Source organism: Enterocloster clostridioformis (assembly GCF_020297485.1).
Taxonomy (GTDB): Bacteria; Bacillota; Clostridia; order Lachnospirales; family Lachnospiraceae; genus Enterocloster; species Enterocloster clostridioformis.
Genome location: NZ_JAIWZC010000001.1, coordinates 3,923,911 through 3,936,595 on the forward strand (window position 1 = coordinate 3,923,911; position 12,685 = coordinate 3,936,595).

At 47.0% G+C, this 12,685-nt stretch carries 15 protein-coding genes; 13 read left to right on the forward strand and 2 right to left on the reverse strand.

Annotated features, from left to right (window positions below; translation table 11 throughout):
- The first annotated feature begins 2 nt into the window (after positions 1–2).
- The 10 genes from LA360_RS19780 (at position 3) to LA360_RS19825 (ending at position 8,739) form a co-directional block, all read left to right on the forward strand.
- Complete coding sequence (locus LA360_RS19780; protein ID WP_022202819.1) at positions 3–1,283, forward strand: hypothetical protein; 1,281 nt, start codon at positions 3–5, stop codon at positions 1,281–1,283.
- Positions 1,284–1,301: 18 nt separating this feature from the next.
- Positions 1,302–1,481: a Flp1 family type IVb pilin gene (locus LA360_RS19785; protein WP_002585445.1), complete on the forward strand. Its 180-nt coding sequence runs from the start codon at positions 1,302–1,304 to the stop codon at positions 1,479–1,481.
- Positions 1,481–3,460: a DUF5702 domain-containing protein gene (locus LA360_RS19790; protein ID WP_022202818.1), complete on the forward strand. Its 1,980-nt coding sequence runs from the start codon at positions 1,481–1,483 to the stop codon at positions 3,458–3,460. Before LA360_RS19785 ends, LA360_RS19790 begins: the two co-directional genes overlap by 1 nt.
- Positions 3,461–3,515: 55 nt before the next feature.
- Positions 3,516–4,511 carry a hypothetical protein gene (locus tag LA360_RS19795; protein ID WP_112481506.1) on the forward strand — a complete coding sequence of 332 codons (996 nt, stop codon included), beginning with the start codon at positions 3,516–3,518 and terminating at the stop codon, positions 4,509–4,511.
- Positions 4,512–4,532: 21 nt separating this feature from the next.
- Positions 4,533–5,084, forward strand: a complete 552-nt coding sequence (locus LA360_RS19800; RefSeq protein ID WP_002585448.1) for a hypothetical protein — start codon at positions 4,533–4,535, stop codon at positions 5,082–5,084.
- Complete coding sequence (locus tag LA360_RS19805; protein WP_002585449.1) at positions 5,081–5,473, forward strand: hypothetical protein; 393 nt, start codon at positions 5,081–5,083, stop codon at positions 5,471–5,473. Before LA360_RS19800 ends, LA360_RS19805 begins: the two co-directional genes overlap by 4 nt.
- The gene (locus tag LA360_RS19810; RefSeq protein WP_112481507.1) at positions 5,463–6,923 is read left to right on the forward strand and encodes a DUF6382 domain-containing protein; all 1,461 of its coding nucleotides are present in this window, start codon (positions 5,463–5,465) and stop codon (positions 6,921–6,923) included. The genes LA360_RS19805 and LA360_RS19810 overlap by 11 nt, the downstream gene beginning before the upstream one ends.
- Positions 6,924–7,102: 179 nt before the next feature.
- Positions 7,103–7,723, forward strand: a complete 621-nt coding sequence (locus LA360_RS19815) for a rhomboid family intramembrane serine protease (protein WP_022202813.1) — start codon at positions 7,103–7,105, stop codon at positions 7,721–7,723.
- Positions 7,724–7,765: 42 nt separating this feature from the next.
- Positions 7,766–8,182, forward strand: coding sequence for an HIT family protein (locus tag LA360_RS19820; protein ID WP_002585452.1), 417 nt, complete (start codon positions 7,766–7,768; stop codon positions 8,180–8,182).
- Positions 8,183–8,187: 5 nt separating this feature from the next.
- Positions 8,188–8,739 carry an RNA polymerase sigma factor gene (locus tag LA360_RS19825; RefSeq protein WP_022202812.1) on the forward strand — a complete coding sequence of 184 codons (552 nt, stop codon included), beginning with the start codon at positions 8,188–8,190 and terminating at the stop codon, positions 8,737–8,739.
- Positions 8,740–8,741: 2 nt separating this feature from the next.
- Here the strand turns inward: LA360_RS19825 and LA360_RS19830 are convergent, their stop codons facing one another.
- Positions 8,742–9,806, reverse strand: coding sequence for an undecaprenyldiphospho-muramoylpentapeptide beta-N-acetylglucosaminyltransferase (locus LA360_RS19830; RefSeq protein WP_002585454.1), 1,065 nt, complete (start codon positions 9,804–9,806; stop codon positions 8,742–8,744).
- A gap of 176 nt (positions 9,807–9,982) precedes the next feature.
- Here LA360_RS19830 and LA360_RS19835 point away from each other — a divergent pair, with 176 nt between their 5' ends.
- Both LA360_RS19835 and LA360_RS19840 read left to right on the forward strand, forming a co-directional pair.
- Positions 9,983–10,756, forward strand: a complete 774-nt coding sequence (locus LA360_RS19835; RefSeq protein WP_022202811.1) for a hypothetical protein — start codon at positions 9,983–9,985, stop codon at positions 10,754–10,756.
- Positions 10,734–11,291, forward strand: coding sequence for a DUF6147 family protein (locus LA360_RS19840; RefSeq protein ID WP_112481508.1), 558 nt, complete (start codon positions 10,734–10,736; stop codon positions 11,289–11,291). The genes LA360_RS19835 and LA360_RS19840 overlap by 23 nt, the downstream gene beginning before the upstream one ends.
- 129 nt (positions 11,292–11,420) lie before the next feature.
- On the opposite strand, the gene LA360_RS19845 is transcribed toward LA360_RS19840, so the two are convergent.
- The gene (locus LA360_RS19845; protein ID WP_112481509.1) at positions 11,421–11,663 is read right to left on the reverse strand and encodes a TIGR03905 family TSCPD domain-containing protein; all 243 of its coding nucleotides are present in this window, start codon (positions 11,661–11,663) and stop codon (positions 11,421–11,423) included.
- 144 nt (positions 11,664–11,807) lie between these two features.
- Between LA360_RS19845 and LA360_RS19850 the strand changes: the two genes are divergently transcribed.
- Positions 11,808–12,503: a 5'-methylthioadenosine/adenosylhomocysteine nucleosidase gene (locus LA360_RS19850; protein ID WP_057571298.1), complete on the forward strand. Its 696-nt coding sequence runs from the start codon at positions 11,808–11,810 to the stop codon at positions 12,501–12,503.
- Positions 12,504–12,685: the final 182 nt, after the last annotated feature.

Sequence of the window (12,685 nt, forward strand, 5' to 3'; positions counted from 1 at the left end):
AGGTGGAGCGGACGATAAGGATTAGAAACAGACCTGGGGGGAGGCTTTGGGCCCGGATTGGGCGGAAACAGGTTATATGCCTGGCAGCCGGCCTTTTCTTGGGAATGGCGGCACAGTTGTGGCAGCGCACAGACAGCGATCTTTTGGAAGGCAATACCCTGGCCAGGGGAAGCTATGGACAGGGGAATCAGACATACAGCCTGATGGTGGAGGGTCTTGAGGAGAAGGCGGTTCCTGTGGAAATGGTTCTGTCAGAACGGGTATATACGAAACAGGAGGCCCTTAAGGCGTACGAGGCTGTGATGGAACAGCTTCCGAAGCTTATATTGGGAAATAATCCGTCTCTTGAGGATGTAAGGCAGGATTTGAACCTGCTTACATATCTGGACAGCTATGGAATAAGGCTCAGGTGGGAATCGGATGAGCCGGAGCTTCTGGATTCTTTTGGTGAACTGCATGTCCATGAGATGAAACAGAGGGGGATTGACGAGCAGGGAATCAGAATCAACCTGCATGTGCGTATGACAGAGGGGAAATGGCCGGAAGAATATGAACTGTCCGTGTGCGTAAAGCCACCGGTGCTTACGGAACAGGAACAGACGGAGGCGGCATTTGCCGAGTTCCTCAAGAAGGAGGATGAACTGCAGTCCACTACAGCTTATATGAAGCTTCCTAAGGAGTATCAGGGACGGAGCCTGCAATACAGTCTGCCGGAAGAGTCTGTCTTTGTTCCGGTGATGGGCTTGGGAGCGGCCGGAGCCGTCTTATGTTTTCTAAAGGACCGGGCCGGGCTGCAAAACAGGGCAGAGGCGAGGAAACGCCAGCTGGCACTGGATTACCCGGAGGTATTGTCCAGGCTGACCATTTTTCTGGGCGCCGGTATGAGTATCCGGACGGCCTGGGATAAGATTGCCCTGGAATATAACATGATGGTGGAGCAGGGAAGGCGCAGGAAACGGTATGTCTATGAGGAAATGTATGAGACCAGCTGCCAGATGAAGGGGGGAGTGCCGGAGGGGAGTGCATTTGAGGAGTTTGGAAGGCGGTGTGGACTCCAGTCTTATATGAAGTTGGGAGGTCTGCTGGAACAAAACCGTAAAAACGGTTCAAAGAATCTCAGGAATCTGCTGCGTACAGAGATGACAGATGCATTTGAACAGAGAAAACATCAGGCCAGGCGCCTGGGGGAGGAAGCTGGAACAAAACTGCTGCTTCCGCTGTTCATACTACTGTCAGTGGTCATGGTTATGATAGCTGTTCCGGCGCTGATGGAATTCAAGTAAAGCATAAGGAGGAGAGCCATGGAATTAGGAAAAGAATTAAGGGAGTTCTGGAAGGATGAACAGGGCGTGGGGGTGATTGAGCTGGTGTTGGTATTGGTGGTGCTTATAGGCCTGGTCATTATCTTTAAAAAGCAGATAACAACCCTGCTGCAAAATATTTTTAAGGAGATAAACAGCCAGTCAAAAGAGGTGTATTAATGTGCAGGAAAGGTGAGATTACGGTATTCCTGGCAATGATACTGTTCAGTGTCTGCTCGCTGCTGTGCGTGGTCGTGGAATCGGCCCGCACAGCAGGCGCCAGATGCTATCTGCGGATGGCAGTGGACTCATCCGCAGATTCCCTTATGGCCCAGTACCACCGGGAACTGTGGGATAAATACCGGATATTGGGCCTTGAGTATGACAAGGCAGAGACGCTGGAGAAGGAGCTCAGGGAATTTATGAGGCCCTATATGGAGGCCGGCAACTGGTATCCTATGAAGGCGGACCAGATCCGGATAACCGATATGACGGGTCTGACCCAGGGAGACGGGAGATATTTTGAACAGGAAATTCTGGATTATATGAAGTATGGGCTGCTGGATGTAGATTGGGACGAGCTGGATGAAGCAGGTGCAATAGAGCTGTCGGGGGCCTGGAAGGAGGGAAACAGCGTTAACCGCGTGTCGGAATTGTATTCCGCCCATTCCAGGGAAGCTGTGAGAGTGGAAAAGGCGCTGGAGACAATTAACAGTACGCTTCTGGCCCAGAGGGAACGGTGGGAACAGGGAAAGGATTGCCTGGACCGGCTGGATGGAGGCGGTTTCGTATCCCAGACCAATAAAATGATACGGGAACTGGAACGGCTTCCAGGGCAGGTAAAGACGTATGAGAAAAGGGCGGATGAACTGTATAAGAAGCTGACAGACAGCAGAGAACGGTTTTTGGAGGAAACCAATGACCTGAGTGACGATGTGCGGGCTGCCCTGGAGGAGGAAATCAGTCAGTATGAGTCATATGCGGCCCAGGACGGACAGCGCCGCAGGGAGGTTGAGGCGCTGACAAATCTGAGCCGGGACAGGATTCGGTGGATTGGGGAAATGATAGATATGGCTGAGGAGGTAATGGAGTATATCAGTAACTGGGAGCCGGAGGATGAGGACGATGAGTTGGACGAGGCCGCCTTGTGGCAACCGGTGAGAGCGCGCTGGTCCCAGTATGGTATGCTCTCGCTGGGAGTGGAATTCGGGGTCCGCGATAAGGAAAAGGAAGGCTTTCTGGAACAGGTAGCCAATATGGCAGGAAAAGGGATGCTGGAATTGGTATTGCCGGAAGGAACCGTTGTTTCCGGCACAGACATCAGGCTTTCCGGCACACCGTCTGTCCAGAGGAAAACAGACGGCGGCGGAGATTCCAAAAGCACCGGCTTTTTGACCGGAGTCAGGACGCTGATACAGCGTCTGATTATAGGAGAATATGATATACGCTTTTTTAAAGGGTTTAAAAAGGAGATGCAGAAGGGGGAGTTTTATGAGCTGGAATACATCATTCATGGAAAGGAGAAGGATAAGGACAACTTAAGCGGTGTGGCGGCGCGTCTGGTTGCTTTTAGGGAAGGACTCAATCTGGTACATATCCTGTCGGATTCCGGAAAACGCCAGGAGGCACGGAGTCTGGCTCTGACCATAGTGGGAGGGACGGGGATACTGCCTCTTGTATGGGTGGTGGCATTTTTTATCATGGCAGTGTGGGCCCTTGGTGAGGCGCTGCTGGATGTGCGGTGCCTGTTGGAGGGAAAAAGGGTACCGGTCATTAAGACGGCCTCCGACTGGAAAATGGATTTGGCAGGACTTTTGGAGATGGGAAGGAGCGGGCGTTTGATTGATGGGGAAGGAGGGGATGGGAATGGAAGTGGAACTGATTATAAAGGTTATCTCCGGATACTTATTTTCGGAGGTTATGATACGGACCTGGTTTACCGGATGATGGATGTAATGCAGGTTGTTACAGCAAGGAAACAGCCGGGATTTTCTCTGGCAAACTGTGTATGTACGGTGAATGCGGAAGCTCTTGTCAGTGGAAAACATGTGTTTTTTTCAAATGGATTGTGGAAAAGTCAGGAGCGGGAGGAGGGTTACGCATATGACACGCGCATGGCTGTAGCCGGGAGTTACCTGGAAGATTACAAAAGTCCGTAGATACCATAGAAATAAGAGCTGCTAAGATTTCAGAAATGGGGAAAGGAGGTTCATGATGATGCCCTTTTTTCTGGTGCAGAATATAAAATTAAAATCGTATTGTCCAGATAACAAAACAGCAAATAAAAATGCAAACGCACCTCTCCAAGTACGTATGCGCTGTCGACTGTCCCATGAAAAAGGGGCATTATCATGGAGCTCCTGTCAGATGCAGGGGAGTTTGTCCATAGAGGCAGCACTCAGTCTGTCCCTGTTCCTGTTCTTATGTTTCTGTCTCATTATGCCTATGAAGATGCTGGACCGCCAGAGACAGATACAGGCAGTAATGGAATCCGTGGGGGAGGAACTGAGTCAGCATGCCTATGTGGAATACTGTTTCCGCACTGCAGAGGAGGGCGGTGCAGAGGTGGATGTGGGGAGGGCAGAGGATACAGCATCCTCTGTCCTGGCAGCAGCATATGCTTCAGCCAGGATATTGGGAGGGATTAACAGAGAGTGGGTGGAAGCCGTATCATTTGAGGGAACGGATATAGGGACGGATGAAATGGTCCATATAGTGATGAGATATCGGATGCGTCTTCCCTTTTCCGTATTAGGAATCAACAGCATTCCCGTGGAACAGGTATGCAGCCGCAGAATGTGGAACGGAGCGGATGGGGGACGTTTTGGAGATGGCGGCAGGGATGGGGATGGAGAAGATGACGAAACAGTATATATCGGGAAAAATTCCACCCGTTACCACCGCTTAAGGACCTGCCATTATCTTTACAATGATTTAAAAGCGGTGGATTTTGGTACTGTTGGGGAACTGCGGAATGAATCGGGGAGAAGGTATTCTCCCTGCGGGACTTGTGGCGCGGGGAGCGGAAGTACAGGGAACGGAGGTACAGGGAGCGGCAGTATGGGGAGCGCTGGTACGGTGTATGTCATGCCATACGGCACAAGCTATCATCTGTCTAAAAGCTGCCGGTCCATCATTGCGTATGTTCAGGCAGTTCCATTGTCTCAGGTGGAATATTTTGGGGAGTGTTCTTATTGCAGAGGAAAATAATTTGGGAGACGGGGGTGCCGCTTGTTGGGGATATTGAATGGTGATTTGTCAGAACAGTTAACAGTATGGCATGAAATAGCGGGAGTAATGCTGCGCTGCGGTTTCCTTATGATGCTGTTAATTGGAGCGTGGCAGGATATGAGGAATCACAGGATAAAGCTCAGCCTGATTGTGATATCGGGAGCCGCAGGAGCCGTTGTGCGATGTATGTATATTATGCTGGAGGCAGCAGTCAGATATCAGATTTCCGTCTCCCATCTGCCGTTTGGTTTTATAGCGGGTCAGTTTAAAGATACAGCCATGGCCATGGCTGTAGGAGGAGGATTGCTTCTTCTGTCCCGGATAACAAACGAGGCTGTGGGGAAAGGGGACGGATGGTTCTTTCTGGTATCAGGCATTTATCTGGGGGCAGTGAAAAATCTGGTTTTGCTGGCAGGCGGTTTAGGTGTATGCTTTTTGCTATCCGTGGTTTTGATGTTTAAAGGGATTCTGCAGGGAACAGACAGGGGAAGGCTTCGCATTCCTCTTCTTCCGTTTCTGATCCCGGCGGGAATCGGGGTGATGTTCATATGAAAGAAAAAACGCTTAAGGCAAGTCTTACAGTTGAGGCGGCATGGATTATGGCCATGGTATTGCTGTCCGTATCGGTGATGCTCCAGCAGGCAGCCCGTATTCATGATGAGACCAAGGCCGCCATGGGTCTGCATGAGGCGGTGGAAAAGGGACGTCATGGAAGCGTGCGGGAACTGGAAGCCTCTGTGTCCGGGGCACAGGAACATATGGGCCGTCTCATGTTTTTTACTGACTGCAATCTGATGATAAAGGAAAAAGGACAGAGGATATACGGAGTAAGCAGAGATGGGAAATGGAAAAGGGAGATTGAGGCGGGAAGGTTCCGGCCGGAGATATTCCTGCGCAAGATTACTTTAATTGAAGGGCTGGTCAAAGAAGATGGAAATTAGCTACAGGAGAGAAGCAAAACGCAATTACCTGGTAGCGGGGATGGCAGAGACCACAGCCGGATATGAAGCCAGAATGCTGGCCCACAATGAGATTCGCGGGCTGCTGAGGATGTACATAACATATCAGGATGGACGGCCTTCGTATTGTTATGACATCACCTCCAGACAACCGTTAAGCCGCCTTCTGGAGACCCGTTTTATAACCGGGGATGAGATATGCCAGTTATTAATTCAGATACATACAGCATTGAATGGTATGGAGGAATATCTTTTAGACGCAGGCGGTGTTTTGCTGGAACCGGAATATATTTATGTGGAGCCGGAACTGTTCCAGACCGGTTTGTGCCTGGTTCCCGGCGCTCAGGGTGATTTTCAGGAGAAACTGAGCCGCCTTCTGCAATACATTCTGAAGAGGATAAACCATAAAGACAGGGAGTGTGTCGTTCTGGCTTATGGGCTTTATCAGGAAAGCCTTAAGGAAAACTGCGGAATGGACGATCTGCTGGGGCTGATTGCGTCAGAACGGCGGAAGGGGAAGAAAAGAGTGTTATTTAGGGAGCAGGAAGAAGTTTTTGCGAAGAAGGGAGGCGTGCAGGGAAGGGATAATTGGGAGAAGGAACAAAAGGGAAAAGATGAAGAGAAACAGGGGAAAGAGGCTGATACAGGGCAAGGCAGAGGAAAAAGTGTGAAAACGAAGAAAGAACAGGGGGAGGACGGGGGGAAGGACCGGGAAAAGAAGGAAAAGGATGAAAGGAAAGGAAACATTTTCATACGGCAGTTTATTTTATGGCTGTCAGTGGCAGTTCTTTGTCCATTGGCACTGTGGCTGTTCAGAGGGATGACAGCGGTCTTCGATAATTGGAAAATGTTAGCAGCAATAGACGGAGGCTTACTGGTTATATTATCAGCCATCAATATATACGGGCTGTTCATTGGGCATAGGGCTGATAATGGAGATGATACAGACTCAGGCGAGGAGCAGGACCCATGGAGAATTTTGTATGAGGACGAAGATGACGAAGATGAGGATTTGGACATTCAGCCTTCTCCCGTGTATACGAATGAAAATAAAAATGAATATTCCCAGAAAATCCCACAAAACAGTGCCGAAGAATCCTTTCAGACTGTTCTTTTATCAGAGCGGCCGGCAGAAGGGGAAGAGGTACGGCGCTTATCCGCCCTCAACGGTTCGGATGAAGACATTGTAATATCCTATTTTCCCTTTGTGATTGGCAAACACAAGGATTTAGCCGATTATGTGCTGCTTAAAGATACAGTAAGCCGCTTTCACATAAGATTAGATGAAAATAATGGGCGTTATACTGTAACAGACCTTAACTCTACCAATGGCACCAGGGTCAGAGGCCGTTTGCTGGAGGCAAACGAGACAACACAGCTGGAGCCGGGAGACCAGATATTTATGGCTGACTGCGGATATGTTTTTTATTAGCTGCACAGAGCAGTCCTGTATGTACTTTCTATCTTAAAACAATAGTATGATTTTGGTTGCGGAAATAGCAGATAGCAAGGGGTGGGGGCATAAAAAATAACTTTATTGCGTCAAAGCCACTTAACAAGTCCTTTAAAGTATGCTAAGATTATATATCATTAAGGATGTGAGGAATACGGATGGTTACAGGTATAAACAGGAACAGGCCATATGTCAATATTGCGCTGGCAGCAGTCAACGCATTGGTATTTCTGTATCTGGAGGCCATCGGCTCCACGGAGGATGGCGTATTCATGGTAAAACATGGTGCGGTATTTGCGCCGTTTGTCATCCTTGGTGGAGAGTATTACAGGCTGTTTACTGCCATGTTTTTGCACTTCGGAGTCAGCCATCTGGCAAATAATATGCTGGTTCTGCTGGTGCTTGGCGAGAAGATGGAAAAGGCGCTGGGTCATATCAAATATTTGATATTTTACCTTGCCAGCGGTGTTGCTGCCAACGGTATATCTCTGGCTGTTCAGGTACGGACAGGAGCGGCCAGTGTGTCAGCGGGAGCTTCAGGCGCAATCTTCGGTGTGATAGGCGGTCTGGTCTATGTGATTGCCATTCATCACGGTCAGTTGGACGGACTAACCAACAGGCAGCTGGGCTTTATGGTTCTGCTGACCCTTTATCATGGGTTTACTTCAACAGGAGTGGACAATGTAGCTCACATAGGAGGCCTGATTTCCGGCTTCATTTTAGGCATCCTGCTTTACAGGAGGAAACATGCTGCCAGAATTTCCGGTATGGCTGGATAGAATGCAGGCTGTGTTAACCGCAGCGGAAGGAGGATTTTCAGAATGACAGATGACAATTGTATTTTTTGTAAAATAGCGGGCGGGGTGATTCCGTCAGCCACTCTGTATGAGGATGAGGATTTTCGCGTGATTCTGGATTTGGGACCGGCGTCCAGAGGACATGCTCTTATCCTTCCAAAACAGCATTTTGCAGATGTATGCTCACTGGATGGGGATATAGCCGCCAAAGTCCTTCCTCTGGGTGCCAAGATTGGTTCTGCGATGAAGAAATCTCTCGGATGCGCGGGATTCAATCTGGTTCAGAATAATGGAGAGGCAGCCGGGCAGACTGTGTTCCATTTCCACATGCATGTGATTCCAAGATATGAGAGAGGTCCAGCCATTGTCGGTTGGACTCCGGGAAAGGCTTCGCCAGAGGAACTGGCAGAGGTTGCGGATAAAATCAAAGGCTGTCTGTAATTGCAATGAAGATTGAGAAGATGGATACAGAAGATAAGAAACTGTTTGAGAAAATGTATCTGGAATATGAGGTATACCTGAGAAGGATAGCTTATGTAAACGATATTCCTGTGGATTATATTGAGGATGTGGTACAGGATACATTTGTCTCATATGCCCGGTATAAATATTCCCTGGATATGTCCGAGGAAAGTAAGAGGGCGCTGCTGATACGTATTCTGAAGAGCCGGTGTATGGATTTTCACCGAAAGATGAAGTACAGGAGCTATGGGGAATTGGACGAAGAGGCATATAACAGTGAGGATTATCCGGCACACGATAAGGCTGCCAATCTGCCGGATTTTGTAGTCAGCAAAGAGAGATGTCAGGCGCTTCTTAAGGAAATCGAGAGGATGCCTGAAAACTGGCGTCAGGTCGCGACGCTCAGATTGATAGAGGGACGGCCGACAAGGGAAGTATGCGCTATGCTGAATATTACAGAAAAGGCATGTTATTCCAGAGTCAGCCGTATCAGAAAGTACCTTGAAGAACTGCTAAAAAATGATAATTGGCCCTAACGTTATTTCACACATGATTCAATGAGAGATACAACTGTTTTAACGGCATTGTTCAAATTACTCTGCTCCATGGACTGTATATAGGAATTACGGTTTAGGTATAAATCGTTAATCGCGTCAAGCAGAGAGTCGTCAGACAATGCTTCCTCTTCCAGAACCTTACTGAATCCTTGTTTTGCAAAGGAATTGGCATTGAGAATCTGGTCTCCGCGGCTGGCCGCTGCTGACAGGGGGATGAGCAGATTCGGTTTGCGCAGTGCCAGAAGCTCGCAGATGGAATTGGCCCCAGCTCTTGATATGACAAGGTCGGCAGCCGCGAAAAGATGCTTTAGGGGAGCATCAACGTATTCATACTGTACATATCCGGCAGTTCCAATCAGACTTTCATCCAGATTGCCTTTGCCACAGATATGTATTACCTGATAGCTGGGCAGAAGCCTGGGGAGGATATTGCGGACCGCCGTATTTACAGCTACAGAGCCCAGACTTCCGCCAATGACAAGAAGTACAGGCTTGCTGGCAGTCAGGTGGGCATAAGTGAGCCCGGACAGCCGATCGCCCTGGAGCAGTTCCTCACGGATAGGGGAGCCTGTAAGTACGGCCTTGTCAGATGGAAGGTACTTAAGGGTCTCCGGGAAGTTACAGCAGACTTTAAGGGCAGAGGGAATGCAGATTTTGTTAGCCAAACCTGGCGTCATATCGGACTCATGTATGATGACAGGGATTTTATAGTGCTTGGCAGCGAGAACCACGGGAACTGCAACAAAACCGCCCTTAGAAAAAATTACATCCGGTTTATGGCGTTTTAAGAGCCGTCTGGCCTCCGCGTAACCCTTGACAACGCGGAACGGGTCGGAAAAATTCTTGATATCAAAGTATCTGCGCAGCTTGCCAGAGGATATGCCATCATAATGAATGCCCGCATTTTCAATCAGCTTGCGTTCCATACCCTGGTATGAACCGATATAGCGGATTTCGTAACCAGCTTCTTTTAATGAAGGGAGCAGGGCCAGATTGGGGGTAACGTGTCCGGCAGTACCGCCGCCGGTTAAAATGATTTTTTTCATAAAAACCTCCTAAAGAATATGATATGCTGGGGAAACCGGCATTCATAAACGTCTACTATTATAGTAAGCATTAAACGCAAAAAGTCAACCCTAAAGGCAAAGGGAACTTTAGGAGATTTGGTAAACAGAGGTGTCACGTGGGAGATTATAAAAGAGATTCAGAACAGGACAATTCTATGGACTGCCCGATTTGGGGAACGGATGATATATCAGATGAAGAACTGTTAAAAGAATTTGAAGCAGTCAAGAATATGACCGTCCCCCTTCCCATTCCGTCCCCATCATCAGATGAGTTTGAAAAAATCTGGGCAAGGATACAGGAAGAAAAGGCTGAGTCAAAGAATGTACCGGAATCCGACCAACCAGAGCACCCCAAGGTTATCAAACCGAGATTTGGATGGAAGCGGTTGGCTGCGATTGGTTTAATTGCCTGTCTTGTGGCAGGGAGTGGATGTATGGTGGCTATGGGGACGAAATCGTATTTTTATCGGGAGAGGGTTAGAGACGAGAATAATATAGTATATAATAATGATTCTAATAAGATAGCCGTTAATGGGGAGGAGGAGGCATATAAGGCTATTGAGGATGAGTTGGAAATCAATTCGTTAAAATTAGGATTTATTCCTGGGGATATGGATTTTAAAGCGTTGTATATAGATAATGATAGAGCAGATATGGAATTTATTTATAATAAACAGTTTTTTTATTTTTGCCAATCAAAGTCAGATAGAGAGGCATCCAGTGTTTATGGGGGCGACTATGATAAACAGAATGAGTTTAAAGTACATAATAAATGGATAGATAAGGACATAAGCATTGAGAGTGAAGTTTTAGAAGATGGGAATTTGAGATATAAAGCATCTTTTATATCTAAGGGAGTATATTGTAGAGCAATAGGAATAATGAATAAAGAGGAGTTTATTGAAATTGTCAAACGAATTACAAACTAAGGAGATGATTAAGATAATGAAAAAGTACTTATCAATAATAATATATTCAGTTGTATTATCTATATCTATAAATATGCCAGTTATCGCGATGCCATATAATTCTAATGCTCAACGGATGGTTGAGGCAGAGTCGAATTTATTACCAAAATCTGTAAGAAGTTCAAGTGGATATGACTCAACAAAGGCTAGAGGGAATTTTTTTGCAGAAGCAAATGTGACAATTACCAATGAAGGGAACGGTAATATTGCAGGGTCAGCAACGGCATATCTAGATGTTTCTGCAGACGAAGTATATATTACCATTTATTTAGAACGTTGGGATGTGGCGGGAGAACGATGGAGGCAGGTGACATATTACGATGCTGAATTTTATGCGAAAGATTATCAGGAAGGCTTAAATCGTCCTTCATTGAATATTACCTTTAAGAATCAGGATAAAGGATATTATTACCGTTTAAGAGGAGTGTTTGTTGCTGTGTATGATGGGGAATTTGAAGGATTTAGTCCTGCAACGGATGGAGTTTGGGTTGATTAGGTATGTTAATTGTATTTCTGTGAATAGACTTAGTAAATTGAGGGCATTGGATCCATAGAGAAACAATGCCCTTTAAGAACTTAAGTAAGTATTTGTAGCTAAATTTAGCGTATTAGATTAGTAGAATATTTACCGCCTTTTAAACTGCTTCAACGCCCGAGCCAATTGATCCGGACAAGATGTAGGCCTGGGACCGCACTGGATTCCATCCAGTCTTCGGATAGCCTCATCCACGTCCATGCCTTCGATGAGCCGGGACAGGCCCTGAGTATTGCCGGAGCAGCCGCCTACGAACTGGACGTTGGTAAGTTTATTATCTTTTACCTCAAAGGATATCTCCCTGGAACAGACCCCCTGTGTTTTAAATCTCATGTGTAGTGCCTCCTGTAATAAATTCGTGTATATCCGATTATGCCTTATGCAAAAGATAATGTCAAGTGAGAACAAGCTTTGAACTTGAAAATCTTCAGGCATCCTATATAATAGAAGAATAGTACAAGACAGAAGGAGGTAATTATGCTAGGAATTATTGGAGCCATGGACGAGGAAGTGGCTATGATTAAGGCGCAGTTGACAGATGTACAGGTGGAGTCAAGGGCTGCCATGGACTTTTATAAAGGAAAGCTGGAGGGGAAGGAGGTAGTAGTGGTCCGCTCCGGCATTGGCAAGGTCAATGCAGCTATGTGCACCCAGATTTTGGCAGATATATATAGTGTAACAGGTGTGGTGAATACGGGAATTGCAGGTTCTCTGAAGGCAGAAATTGATATTGGGGACATTGTGCTTTCCAGCGATGCACTTCAGCATGATATGGATGCAACCGGATTTGGCTATGAACCGGGACAGATACCCAGGGTGGAGACGCTGGCTTTTAAGGCAGATGAAGGTCTTATAAATCTTGCTGAGGAGTGTTGTTCCAGGGTGAATCCGGACATCCACACCTTTGTGGGACGTGTGGTGACTGGAGACCAGTTCATTTCTGATAAGGAAAAAAAGAAGTGGCTGACAGATACCTTTGGAGGATATTGTACAGAAATGGAAGGGGCAGCCATTGCCCAGGCCTGCTACCTTAACTCCATCCCTTTCCTTATTGTGAGGGCTATTTCGGATAAGGCAGATGACAGTGCCTCGGTAGATTACCCTGCTTTTGAGGCTAAGGCCATTGTTCACAGCGTGAATCTGCTTACCGAGATCGTACGTTCCCTTCGATAAGAAAAACGTTGATTAACAGTCAGATTTGTTTTATTTGTATTTGCAAATAACAGATTTATAAATAATATACTTATAAATAGCGACCCACAAACAACAGACGCATGACTCATAAATAATCGGACCTCTGTATATGACAAGATTCAGAGGTCTGTTTTATAAGAGGGAGGATGGTATGGAAAAGA

Excerpts from the sequence above, each read along its gene's own strand:
- LA360_RS19820 (WP_002585452.1), top strand. The coding sequence starts at position 7,766 with ATGACAGATGACAATTGTATTTTTTGTAAAATAGCGGGCGGGGTGATT.
- LA360_RS19785 (WP_002585445.1), top strand. The coding sequence starts at position 1,302 with ATGGAATTAGGAAAAGAATTAAGGGAGTTCTGGAAGGATGAACAGGGC.
- LA360_RS19850 (WP_057571298.1), top strand. The coding sequence starts at position 11,808 with ATGCTAGGAATTATTGGAGCCATGGACGAGGAAGTGGCTATGATTAAG.
- LA360_RS19790 (WP_022202818.1), top strand. The coding sequence starts at position 1,481 with ATGTGCAGGAAAGGTGAGATTACGGTATTCCTGGCAATGATACTGTTC.
- LA360_RS19825 (WP_022202812.1), top strand. The coding sequence starts at position 8,188 with ATGAAGATTGAGAAGATGGATACAGAAGATAAGAAACTGTTTGAGAAA.
- LA360_RS19795 (WP_112481506.1), top strand. The coding sequence starts at position 3,516 with ATGATGCCCTTTTTTCTGGTGCAGAATATAAAATTAAAATCGTATTGT.
- LA360_RS19805 (WP_002585449.1), top strand. The coding sequence starts at position 5,081 with ATGAAAGAAAAAACGCTTAAGGCAAGTCTTACAGTTGAGGCGGCATGG.
- LA360_RS19815 (WP_022202813.1), top strand. The coding sequence starts at position 7,103 with ATGGTTACAGGTATAAACAGGAACAGGCCATATGTCAATATTGCGCTG.
- LA360_RS19845 (WP_112481509.1), bottom strand. The coding sequence starts at position 11,663 with ATGAGATTTAAAACACAGGGGGTCTGTTCCAGGGAGATATCCTTTGAG.
- LA360_RS19830 (WP_002585454.1), bottom strand. The coding sequence starts at position 9,806 with ATGAAAAAAATCATTTTAACCGGCGGCGGTACTGCCGGACACGTTACC.
- LA360_RS19810 (WP_112481507.1), top strand. The coding sequence starts at position 5,463 with ATGGAAATTAGCTACAGGAGAGAAGCAAAACGCAATTACCTGGTAGCG.
- LA360_RS19835 (WP_022202811.1), top strand. The coding sequence starts at position 9,983 with ATGGACTGCCCGATTTGGGGAACGGATGATATATCAGATGAAGAACTG.